The sequence below is a fragment of the Kitasatospora sp. NPDC024654 genome, from assembly GCF_055559155.1.
Map to the genome: position 1 here is coordinate 50,944 of NZ_JBVHLF010000024.1, position 11,317 is coordinate 62,260.

Here is an 11,317-nt window from a genome sequence, read left to right on the forward strand (position 1 = left end):
TTCTTCCGCACACCACCCCCGCCCCCCCCCCCCCCCCTCCCCCCCCCCCCCCCCCCCCCCCCCCCCCCCCCCCCCCCCCCCCCCCCCCCCCCCCCCCGGCCCTAGCCGAGGTAGGTGTACCGGAAGAGGCCATCGAACCCGAGGCCGCAGTACATCTCCTCGAACGACTCCCACTCCCGCTCGTCCTCGATGTCGCCTCGGGCGGCGGTAACGTCGGCGGCCTCCAGGTCACGCTCTCGCCACTCGTGGGCACAGCGGCAGCGCACGAAGACCTGGGGGCCGACGTTCAGGAGGAGCCAGTCGCGGCGGGCGTGGCAACGCGGGCAGGTGATGGTGATGCCGCGGGGGTTGAGCTCGGCGGGGTGCGGGACGGCGAGGACGACGTTGCGGGCGGGTTCGGGGGCGGGGTTGTAGAAGTCGTGGTCGTAGTCGGTCATGCGGTCCTTTCGCATCGGCTGCGGAGCAGCAAGGACCATATGACGCACCGCCGTTGAATGGATCCCGGCAGGCGAAATGGACATCGAACCGACACCCGTGCCGGTGGCTGCCGCCTCCGGTGGTGAGGGCGGCAGCCGTCGGGGTGTGCTGGCTATCGGCTGTCGGTGGCCTGTTGCTCGGCTACGGCCTGGCGGGCGAGGGCGGTGAGGTAGGGGTCGTCGGGCATCCGGTTGTCGACCAGGGTGGTGACGGCGTCTTCCCAGGAGAGGGCGGGGCGGTCGGCGTGGAGCTGGGCGAGGTCGGCTGAGCCGATGGCGGTGATCTGGTCGGTGTCGAGGCCGGCGAATACCGCTTGGACGAGCCGGTCCATGGGGAACATGGCGTCGATCGCCTCGCCGACAGCCTCGACGACGCGGTGCCGCACGCGCTGTCGGGCGATGGACCACAGCTGGCCGTCGGGCGGTACGACCTTGCCGAGGGCTTGGTGGCGGGCGAGTCCTTCCTCGATGTAGGCGATGAGCTCGGGGGAGGAGAAGGCGTTGAGTTCGACGCGCTGGTAGCGCCACTTGGCGGGCTCGCCGTTCGGGCGCCAGGCGAAGGGCTCGCCCGTGAACCAGTGGCGGGCGGTGTCGGATAGGTGGGGCAGGATGCGGGCGGGCAGAGCGGCGTCGCGGGTGTCGGGCTCGGCCTCCAGTCCCTTGGCGGTGGCGTCGTCGACGGTCAGGCCGAGATCGATGACCTCCACGCGGTGGTCGGGCATGCGGGCGGTCTCCTCGCCGAGGGTGCGGGCGATGTTGTAGCCGTACGGGTCGGCGTCGTGGAGGACGAAGATCTGCACGTCGCCGGGGGGGCATCTTGGCGAGCAGTTCGCGGCATGCCTCGGTGCCGTAGCCCTCGTTGGTGATGACGGCCATGTCGTACTTCTCGGCAATGCCGGACTCGCGCACAGGTGGCCACAGGCCCGTCTTCTCGATGACGAGGATCTTGTTGTAGCTCCACTTCGGCGGGACGTACCGCTGGACCTCGCGGGTGCCCAGGCGCACGTCCCGCGTTCCGTCGGGGTCGTGGGGGTGGTGCAGGGTTCCGCGCGGCTCGCGGTACAGGCCCTGGACGGGTCCGTTCTGGCGCTCCCAGTCGGGGATCAGCTGCTGCTCGACGTAGGGGGCGTTGAGCTTGGCCCCGACGGGGAGGAGCTTCAGCGCGAGCGGCCGGATCTTGTAGAACAGGGTGTGCGCGGAGAACGACAGGCCCTCGGCGCCTCGGGCCTGGGCGATGGCCTCACGCATGACCGTGAACACAGCGTCCTTCTTGGACACCTTCGGCGCAGTCAGGTTGGCGGTGTTGGCCTTGTACTCGCGCTCGGCAGCCCGCTGCTCACGCCGGTCGGCGGCCTGCTTGGAGCGCTGGTCCTTGGCCAACACCTTCGTCGCAGCGGTGAGGGCCTTCGCGCAGGCGTCGGCGACCTCGCGCGGGACGACGAGCGCGGTCTTGCCCTTGTCGGTGAACTGCGGGACCGGGCAGACCAGATGGACGATGGCTGCCCGGCGCGACTGGTTGCCCAGGTTGGGGACGGCGTCAGCCTGGGACAGGAACGATCGCACCCCGGTGCTGGTGACGCTGTCGCCGAGCAGCAGGGTCTGGGCGAGCGGGTCGCCGAAGGTGGCCGAGTAGTTCACGGCGAAGCACACGGCGCCGGGTCGCTTCGTGCGGGCGATGGCCACCTCGATGCTCCACGGGATCCCCGCCGCGTCGGTCAGCTGCTTGCGCGCGAACCAGGCCTCCTCGACGCCGAACGCGTGGTCGAGGACGTGGGTGTAGTGGTCGCGGGGGACCTGGCCGAGGTAGGAGGGCGTGAGCGGCTTGCTGTGGTGCTTCATGGCGGCCAGCAGCACCGGGATCTGGTCCGGGTTCTCCTCGAACCTGGACAGGTGCGTAATCGCGGGAACCTGCTCGGCGACCTTCTTGGCTTTGGCCGAACCGGTCAGGCCCGCGAAGGTGTTGGTGAACACCCGAACCGTCAGGTCTGCACCACCCCGGCGGTGCTCGCGGATGTGGGCGAAGACCAGCTTCGTCATCGCGGCCTCGTCGTAGTGGTGTGCGCTGGTCGGGTCGGTGGGCAGGGGCTTGCGCCACCCCTTGGGCGCGGTGGGCTCGTAAATTCCGGCCTCCTCTGCGCCTTCGGTCTGAGCGTGGTCAACGATGCGGGCGTGCGGGTTGACGAGGGCGAACTTTTGCAGCCAGCCCGCCGCTTTCTCGGCCGTGACCTGGTCCGCGGGCAGCGGCACGGTGACCGAGGTGCCGGTGGTGCGGCTGGAGGGGGCCTTGGTGTGGCGGGTGGCGACGTCGCCCGAGGGGTCTGCGGACACCGCGATCTCGTGCCGCACCCCCAGCGCCTCGACCACCACCGGCTCGGCGATGCCGAGCGCGTAGGGGATACCGAGCAGGGTCTTGAACGCGTTGCCCTGCATTCCGCGGGTCGGCGAGCGCAGGCTCTCCTTGTCGGACACGTTGCGGGAGAAGTCCAGGATCCGCTCGACCACCTCGCCCGGCATGCCGGGCCCGTTGTCCGTCACACAAACCCGCGCCACACCGTCGGCCCACGACACTGCGAGGCCGATCTCGGGGCGGTCGCTCTTGGTCTCCGCCGCGTCGAGGGCGTTGTCGAGCAGTTCCTTGATGACGACGTCGCCGAACCGCTCGCGGGGCTGTCCGGTCTGGGACTGCAGGGCCCGCCAATCCAGGAACTCCGCAGTGCGGGAAGTCGAGAACACGGTGCGCTGCACGACCGGGATCGAACTCAAGAAGCTGTCTCCATCACTGGTGAGGATGTGCGGATCCGCCCCCCACCGGCTGGGCGACGGACGGACACGGGAAGAAGAGCCTGCTGGCCTCGTAGCTGCCGGCAGGGCGGGATGGTGGGCGGGTGTGCGATGGTGCTGGCACCCGCCCACCAGGGGTTGGTCAGCGCGTGCGGCGCACCTGGTCGGGTGCGGGCGGCGCTGGCGGCCGAGGCGGCTGCGCGACCGTGCCTGCCGGTGCGGTGGTGCGGCCGGTGGCGCTCCTGGAGCGAGCCGCATTGGTACGGCGTTCCTCCGCTGTGGCCTTCGGCGCGGGCGCCGGGAGGCCGGTGTTATGCCGGACGCGCCAGGTCAGCACGGCGGCGGGCGAGTCGGCGCTGGCCAACTCCCTCTGACCGGCGGCCTGGGCGAGCAGGGCCTGCGGGTCGTGGCCTGCCTGTTCGGCTTCGGCCAGGGTGGCGGCGAGCGCCGCCCAGCCGTCCTCGGCGAGCACCCGGGCGGCCTGGTCGGCGGGCAGCGCCTGGCGGACCGCTGTCTCCTGCCGCTCTCGGACCGGCTCCGGGAGCTGGCGGCCCCGGGTGTCGAGCAGGGCGATCGGGCGTCCGGCATGCCTGCCGTAGGCGGCACGCAGATGTGTGGCTGCCGCGTGCGCGGCCTCGGCCTGGCGCTGGTTTCCTTGGGCGGCATGCCACTTGGCGATGACGATCGCCAGCAGCACCAGACTGGACAAGACCGTGGCGGCGGCCGTTCCCTCCTCGCCGCTTCCGCCGGCGGGACCGCCGTAGAGGAGTTCCCGGGCAGCGGAGCGCATCGCCCTGACCTCAGTGCGGGCGGCGCGGGTGCGGGCGACGGCGGTGAACTCCAAGGCCCGGGCAGCCTGGTTGATCTCCTTTCGGGACAGGATTGGGCTGGTCAGGGCGAGGGTGTCGAGCACCTCGATGGCGCCGCCGACCACCGCGGCAGCCTGACCGGCCCGAGCTTCGTCGTCGATGGTGCGCACGGCACGGTCAGTGGTGGTGCTGGCCCGGTACCGGACCGCGACCGACCGCCCCTGATCACCCGGGCGGCTGGGTGCGGGCTCGTCGACGCCGATGGCGAACCGCCCGTGGATCTTGGGCAGGGTCAGGTCGGCGGCGAGCTGGCTGCCGGAGAACCACACCGGACCACCCGGATCACCCGTGGGCAGGGCGAACTTGTAGCCCTTGGCGTCGCCGGAGGGCAGACGGCGGACCTCGAACTGGATCCCCTGCATCGTGAGGCGGGCAAGGAACTCCTCCTCGGTGGCGGCGCCGGCCAGGGCCCGGCGCACACCGGTCCGCAGCCGGGCCCGCCCGGTCTCCTCCTGCCCCAGACGCTCGGCCTTGCGCAGCTCAGCTGCCTTGGCGCGCTTGGGGATCGCGGCCCGGTACTCGGGTGTTCGGGTGTCGGACAGGTCCTTGAGCCGGTACTGCCGTTCGATCTCGGTGAGTTCGGTCTCGGCCCGGTACTGGTCGCCGCGCAGGCGGGCCTGGGTGAGATCGGCGCGGACCACAGTGGCGAGGATGTGGATGTGGTTGTCCCCGTGGTGCACGGCGATCCACCGGCAGCCGTCCGGATCGCCGTCGGGGGCGATACCGGTGGCGGCCACGATCCGGCGGGCGATGTCCGCCCACTCCTCGTCGCTCAGGTTCCGGTCGGACGGGTCGGCGCGGACCATGCGGTGGTAGACGTGCTTCTTGACCGGCTGGCCGTAGCGGATGACGTGCAGGTCGAGGACGTCCCGCAGCTGGGCCAGGGTGGCCTCGGGGTCGCGGCCCGGGTCCGGGGCGAAGCCGTCCCAGGACGCGACGAGGTGCGGGTCGGTGTGCTCGTTGCGCCTGCCAGGGCCGTACAGGTACTGCAGCGCCTTGAGCGTGTTCTTACCGGATCGGGCAGTGGTGATCACCGGCGGCCGGCCCGCGCCACGCGCATCGCCGAGGCGTCGACCTGGGCGGCGGCCCGGCGGATCTCGACCATCAGCTCCCTGGCCTTCTCCAGAGTGACCTGCGCCGGGCCGCGGTCGATGCCGATCTGAGCGTTGAGCTGGTAGGCGATCTGGTTGACGTTGACGCCGACCCGGCCAACCTGGAAGCGCACAGCATCGAGCGCCTGCACGGCCTCGTCCAGCTGCTCGTCGCGGGTCACCATGCCGGCGCCGTCGACGGTCAGGGCCTGGCGCTCCAGGTAGTCGGCCACGTTCAGGCTGGCCGCCTGCGCGAGCCGCTTGATCTGCGCTTCCCGCTCTGCGGTGCAGCGAAAGCCGAGCTTCTTCGTCTTGGGGTTCTCGTTGTCACGTCGGCGGCGCTTGGGACGGCGCGTGCTGGCACGCTCAGCTCGGTCAGCAGCGCGGGCGGGCGTGGACGGCTCGACGGCGAGCGTCTCCTCCTGCTTCGCCGTGCCCTCGCGGTGGAGCTCCGGTGCTGCCGCCCTCGGCAGCACCGGCTCGTCCACGCCCCCCTGGGCGTGGACATTCGCGTGCGTGGCCCCGTAGGGGCCCCGTACGCACTCGCTTGCTCCGCCAGGGGCAGAGAGGTGGTCAACTGCGTTGCGTTCCACGGAGCTTACAGCCTCCTCGGATTGGTCGGTCGAGATCTGGCGGGTGTCGTGCAAGGTGCGCTCCTGGGGCGGGCTGTGGGCGCGATGGTCAGCATCAGGGCGTTGGCGGTTTGGCCCGGCCGGACTTCGCAGGCGGGGCGGCTGCAGGTTCGGTCCGGCAGCCGCCCCGCCTGCGCGGATCAGCCGAGGGTGAGCTGCTCGGCGGCGTCTTCTTCCTCGGCCCGAAGGATGTCCATGACCTTGGTGAGCCGCGTGCTGGCCAGGGTGGTCCCTCGCGCGCGGACCGCGTCGTCCACGACCGTGCGGCTCAGGCGCCCCGAGGCGCGCCATGCCGCGCGGCCGATCTCGACAAGCTCGTCCAGCGAGGCGCCCGGAGGTCGCCCAGCGGGCTTGGTCACCTGAAGCCCAGCGGAATATCCGCCCGGCCTGTGACCTGCGAGGTCGGCGGCGACACCATCCTCGGCCCGCGCGTGTTCCGGGCTGGACGGGCCGCTCGGCGAGGCCCCGGCGGAACTGGTGGACCAGCCCTGGACGGCAGCCTCGCCGGGTGTGATGACCGGACCGTGATCGGCGCTGAGGCCGTCGAGGCCGTCGAGCTCTGCGGACCGGGCGGTAGCACGGTCCCCAGATCCGCACGGGTCGGCGGAACTGCGGCTCCCACTTCCGCATTGATCGCCTTCCGCGGACCGCGCCTCGTGGGAGGTGCGGACCGCCGGGGCGTGACGGGCGATCAGGATGTACAGGTGGACGGAGCCGGCGAGCGCGAGTGGCGCGAGCGTGGACAGCAGGCCGACGACGCTGTCTCCGAGCCGCAACCGGCTGCTCAGCATGGGTAGTTCGTTGAGGCGGACCGCGTGCAGGGCGTTGGCCCACACGCTGGCGCCAGTGGCCCCGCCGAAGAGGGTCCAGGCGTAGGCGCGGGCCGGCCACGGAGCCTCGCGCAGGACGAGCAGCGCGCGAACCCCGTAGGCGATGAAGCCGTCGATGGTCAGTGGGAACACGTACGTCAGCGGGCCACGCACGTGGATCGCGACGGCCATCTGCTGCAGCGCGTCGTAAGACAGGGCAAAGCCGATGACGCCGAGCAGGGCGACCGCGAGGCGGTCCCAGACAGTGACGCGGGCGCGTGGGGTGGGGGTATGCGGTATCGACAGGGTGGTCAAGGTGGTGTGCTCCAAGGTGGCCTGGCCGCAGGCGGGCGTGGGGCAGCGGCCGGGCGATGGCGAGGTGAAGGGTGGGCAGGGTGAGGGAACGCCCGGCTTTCCCGCTGGGCGTGGGGAGAAGGAAGGTCAGCCTGCGGCGGGTGCCGTGCGCGTAGCGCTGGCGCGGAGTGCGGCTCGGACCTTGGCCATGCCACGTACGGTCGCGGCTTGGCCCTCGCCGACCGCAACCGGACGCGGGGCCAGGCCCGCGCAGGCACGGCAGATCCCCTCGTGCGGCACGGGGTCGGCGCAGGTCGGACACTCGCTCCAGCGAGGCACCGGCGCGGGTGCGGCGGCAACGGGCTGTGGCGGTGGCGGGAGCTTGCGGACCAGACGGTCGCGCAGCAGGGCCACCGGGGAGTGCACGCGAGCGGGCAGCCCCGGCAGTACGGCGCGTGCGAGGTCCTGCTCGCTGTGCCCCTGGTCCAGCCACCTGGCCACCAGCGGCGCGAGTTCGAGCGCCTCCACCGCCCCGACGCGCAGACGCGGTTCGGGCCGCAGGACGCGGAACAGTGTGGCGACGCTCTCCCGGATCGACGGATCCACCGCATCCTGGCCGGCTTCGTCGGTGGAGGTGGTGGAGTCGCTGTAGGTGTCCCTCCCGCCCTCCCCCTCGAGCGCGTCGCCGCTGCGCGGCTGCGCTCCCGCCGGAGGCTCGGGGAGGGAGGGTTCTTTCTCCCGGTCCTTTACGGGGTTGGTGCCAGCCGCATCGGCGGCTGCACGACCGGAGCCCGGAACGAGGCGACCCGGAGAAGCTGGAATCTGCGGGGTGTCGTAGACGTGGGCGACGCTGATAAAAGTGCCGTCCGGCTGGCGGACCTTCTCCACCCGGTAGTAGCCGGCCTCTGCCAGCTCCCGCAGCGCCTTGGAGACGGCGGTGCGGCCCTGGGGACTGGTGTCGGCCATCCGCCGACCGTCCTCACGCCAGCCGTCCGGGCGCGACAGCAGGTCGACCAGCAGACCGCGGGCGGTGTAGGACAGGCTGCGGTCCTGGAGCAGGGTGTTGGGCAGGGCAATGAAGCCGCGCTCGTGGCGGCTGCGATTGATGCGCATCAGGAGTGAGCGCTCCCCTCGCCGACCCGCGCCGACGTTCCGTCCACGCCAAGCAGCGGCTGGCCGAACGTCAGCCCGGACGGCGTCAGGCCGCGGCCGGGCGCACCTGCAGCGCGGCGGAACGCCGGGATGCCCGGCGGGGGTGCAACGGGCGGGTGAAAGCCCGTACTGTTGAGCACAGCGACTCCTCACTCGGCGGCGCCGGGCGGCTACCCGGCTCCACCGTTGGTCGACACGTCCAGGGATGGGCTGTTACGAGGATCTGCGTCGGGCCCCCGGTGTTCGTAGCACCTGGGGCCCTTGCCTTGCCGGGGTTCTCTCGGCCGGGGTGGCTGGCCACCGGCTTCGATCCCCCTTCGCGATGCGCGCGCCCCGCTCCTGGGACAGGCGGCAACCCACCCCAGGCGCGATGCGCAGCGAGTTGCTTGCATCTCGTTATGCATCACGATATGCTCCCGGCGACGGGATTGCAAGCCGCATCGAGCTAATGCGAGGAGGATAGATGGCCGCCACCGGAGGACCCGAGTCCAAGAACCCCCGACTGGCGGGCGAGGAGAACGCTGCCCAGCGCCTCAAGATGGAACGCGAAAGCCGCGGCTGGAGCACCGCCGAGGTCGCCCGCCGCATGTCCGAGGCCGGCTTCCCAATCAACCAGTCCTCCGTCTGGCGCATCGAGAGCGGCGAGCCACCCCGGCGCATCAACCTGGACGAGGCCATCGGCTTCGCCAAGGTCTTCGGCATCACTCTCGTCGAGCTCGTCGGCCCGTCCGGCGGCGCCGTCGATGCCAAGATGCTCCATCTGTTCGAGATCTTCCGGGAAGCCGCCCACCGCGCCCAGGACGCCCTCGACGAGATGGACACCGCGGAGAGCACCCTGTACGCCTACGCCGACCAGCACCCCGAGGCGTACGAGGCCCTCGACGAGTACACCGTCAGCCTCAGCATCGCCCGCCAGGAGGGCCGTCTTCCTCCTCAGGCGAGCGAACGCAGCTGGTAGCCGAACTGGACCACTCACGCGCACGGCGAACACCTCGTCAGCGGCTTGGTCCGGCCGGAACCACGAGCTAACCTCCACACCCACGCCGCGGACTGGTCCAGCCAACCAGCACCGCCGTCCTCCCCTCCGCTCACCCACGCCACCGGCCCCGGCGCTACGAACGCCGAGACCCACGGCCCGACTACAACCCCATAGCAAGCCCCATCCCTGGACCCGTCGACCACGACGGCGCATAGCCGAAAGCGCCGCCGAGAGGACTTCCCATGTGCCGACACCACGCGTGTCCCAACCGCCACCAACACGCATCCCGGACCGAGTTGGCGGTTCTTCTCCAGCTGTCTCCGCCGAGCCCCAACGCTCCTCTGCCACAAGGCCGCTGACACAGCTTCCCGCACCGACCACCGACGGTCTCGGCTGGTCAGGTTCCTGGCGGCCCGCCCCGCTGGCCGGTCGCCCCTTCACCGCTCCCGCTCTGGAGCGCCCTCCCCAACCGCACATCACTGACACCGCAACGCGGTGGCCGACGGCAGCCCGTCAGCCACCGTGCGAGGAGCCGCATGCCCGAGCAGTACCTCACTGTCGCCCAGGTCGCGGAGCGCCTGGGTACCAGCGAGCGCTTCCCCCGCCGCCTCATCGCCGAGCGCCGCATCGCTTTCGCCAAGATCGGCACCCACGTCCGCATCTCCGAGAGCGCGCTTGCCGCCTACATCGAGGCCAGCACGGTCCCGGCCATTCGCTCGGTCCGCTCCGGCCGCTCGCGCTTCGGGAGGACTGCCTGATGGCGAACAACTCCGGTCGCCGGCGCCGCTGGGGCTCCGTCCGCAAGCTCCCTTCCGGCCGCTTCCAGGCCCGCTACCCCGGCCCCGACGGCCTCCTGCACAACGCCGAGGAGACCTTCGCCACCAAGGGCGACGCCGAGGCGTGGCTCGTCGAGACCGAGGCCGACATACGCCGCGAGCAGTGGCGCGACCCTAACGCGGGAGCCGTCAACTTCCTTCTCTACGCCACCGCCTGGATCGACGAGCGCGACCTCGCTCCCCTCACCGAGCAGCTCTACCGCCGCAACCTTCGGCTGCACCTGGCACCGGCCTTCGGCGAGCTGGAACTGAAGGAGATCACCGCTCCCCAGGTGCGGGCCTGGCGCGCGGCGCTGCGCAAGGCCGGCAAGAAGACCACCGCTGCCAAGTGCTACCGCCAGCTCAAGTCCATCATGGAGACCGCCGTCGACGACGACCTCATCCGTCGCAACCCCTGCCGCGTCAAGGGCGGCGGCAAGGAGGAAGCCGCCGAGCGTCCGCACGCGACCATCGAGCAGGTCCTCCAGCTCGCCGACCTCATGGGCCCGCGCTGGCAGCTCATGGTATTCATCGCCGCATTCATGGCCCTGCGCCCCGAGGAGCAGGCCGAACTCCGCCGGGGCGATGTCGACCTGGCCAAGAAGGTCGTGTGGGTGCGCCGCGCGGCACCCGAACTGACCACCGGTGAGAGGGCCGTGGGGGATCCGAAGTCCAAGGCCGGCAAGCGCCCGGTCGGGATCCCGCCCGAGATCGTCCCGGAGTTCGAGCATCACCTGGCCTGCTACGCGCAGGAGGGGGACGACGGCCTGCTGTTCGTCGGCGAGCGCGGAGCCCCGTTCCGCCGCTCGACCTTCGGCCGCAAGTGGCGAAAGGCCCGCGCGAAGATCGGCATGGACGACCTCCACTTCTACGACCTGCGCCACACCGGCAACGTCCTGGCCGCCAGCACCGGCGTCAGCCTCAAGGACCTCATGGCCCACATGGGCCACTCCTCCGTCCGAGCCGCGCTGATCTACCAGCACGCCACCGCTGAGCAGCAGACCAAGATCTCCAACGGCATCAGCGCCGCCGTCGTCGACATCCGGACACGCCGTCGGCACGCCCCCTCCGAGACCACTGGAGAAGTTCGCGAAGCGTAGAAGCCTCGATGGCCAGGGAGCCCGGCCAGCCCCACCTGCTGACCGGGCTCTCGCACGTCGGCGTCCTGCGCGCTGCCACTGCCCTCTTAGAAAACAGGGTGCGGCGGACTTCTCTACAACTGGAGGTCTGAGCACCCAGGCGACCAGAGCGTGGCAAGCCGCCAGGTGGGCGAGCCTCACCCCCGCACCGCGCTGCACCGAGGCGGTGCGAACCAAACCGTAGCCATTGATTCCCCTCCGAGTCCCAAGAGTTGACGGACCGTGTGCTAATCTCGCCGAAAGCCTGCGACGCGTGGAGCGGAGCAAGGTCGCCTCGGGG

Annotated in this window: 8 protein-coding genes; 3 read left to right on the forward strand and 5 right to left on the reverse strand. The window is 71.1% G+C overall.

Annotation, left to right across the window (positions count from 1 at the left end):
* Positions 1-101: 101 nt before the first annotated feature.
* From ACZ38L_RS16840 to ACZ38L_RS16860, 5 genes are all read right to left on the reverse strand, one after another.
* The gene (locus ACZ38L_RS16840) at positions 102-3,239 is read right to left on the reverse strand and encodes an ATP-binding protein (RefSeq protein ID WP_465693769.1); all 3,138 of its coding nucleotides are present in this window, start codon (positions 3,237-3,239) and stop codon (positions 102-104) included.
* A 160-nt stretch (positions 3,240-3,399) separates the two neighbouring features.
* A complete protein-coding gene (locus ACZ38L_RS16845) occupies positions 3,400-5,160 on the reverse strand; it encodes a relaxase/mobilization nuclease domain-containing protein (protein ID WP_465693773.1) in 1,761 nt (586 codons plus the stop codon).
* Entirely contained in the window at positions 5,157-5,705 is a 549-nt protein-coding gene (locus ACZ38L_RS16850) for a plasmid mobilization protein (protein ID WP_465693776.1), read from the reverse strand. Before ACZ38L_RS16850 ends, ACZ38L_RS16845 begins: the two co-directional genes overlap by 4 nt.
* Before the next feature lie 284 nt (positions 5,706-5,989).
* Positions 5,990-6,973, reverse strand: a complete 984-nt coding sequence (locus ACZ38L_RS16855; protein WP_465693779.1) for a DUF2637 domain-containing protein — start codon at positions 6,971-6,973, stop codon at positions 5,990-5,992.
* Positions 6,974-7,099: 126 nt separating this feature from the next.
* Complete coding sequence (locus ACZ38L_RS16860; protein ID WP_465693783.1) at positions 7,100-8,065, reverse strand: hypothetical protein; 966 nt, start codon at positions 8,063-8,065, stop codon at positions 7,100-7,102.
* Positions 8,066-8,567: 502 nt separating this feature from the next.
* Between ACZ38L_RS16860 and ACZ38L_RS16865 the strand changes: the two genes are divergently transcribed.
* From ACZ38L_RS16865 to ACZ38L_RS16875, 3 genes are all read left to right on the forward strand, one after another.
* Positions 8,568-9,062: a helix-turn-helix domain-containing protein gene (locus ACZ38L_RS16865; RefSeq protein WP_465693786.1), complete on the forward strand. Its 495-nt coding sequence runs from the start codon at positions 8,568-8,570 to the stop codon at positions 9,060-9,062.
* Between the two features lie 557 nt (positions 9,063-9,619).
* On the forward strand, positions 9,620-9,841 hold the full coding sequence (locus ACZ38L_RS16870) for an excisionase family DNA-binding protein (protein ID WP_406112864.1): 222 nt from the start codon (positions 9,620-9,622) through the stop codon (positions 9,839-9,841).
* On the forward strand, positions 9,841-10,998 hold the full coding sequence (locus tag ACZ38L_RS16875; RefSeq protein WP_465693793.1) for a site-specific integrase: 1,158 nt from the start codon (positions 9,841-9,843) through the stop codon (positions 10,996-10,998). Before ACZ38L_RS16870 ends, ACZ38L_RS16875 begins: the two co-directional genes overlap by 1 nt.
* Positions 10,999-11,317: the final 319 nt, after the last annotated feature.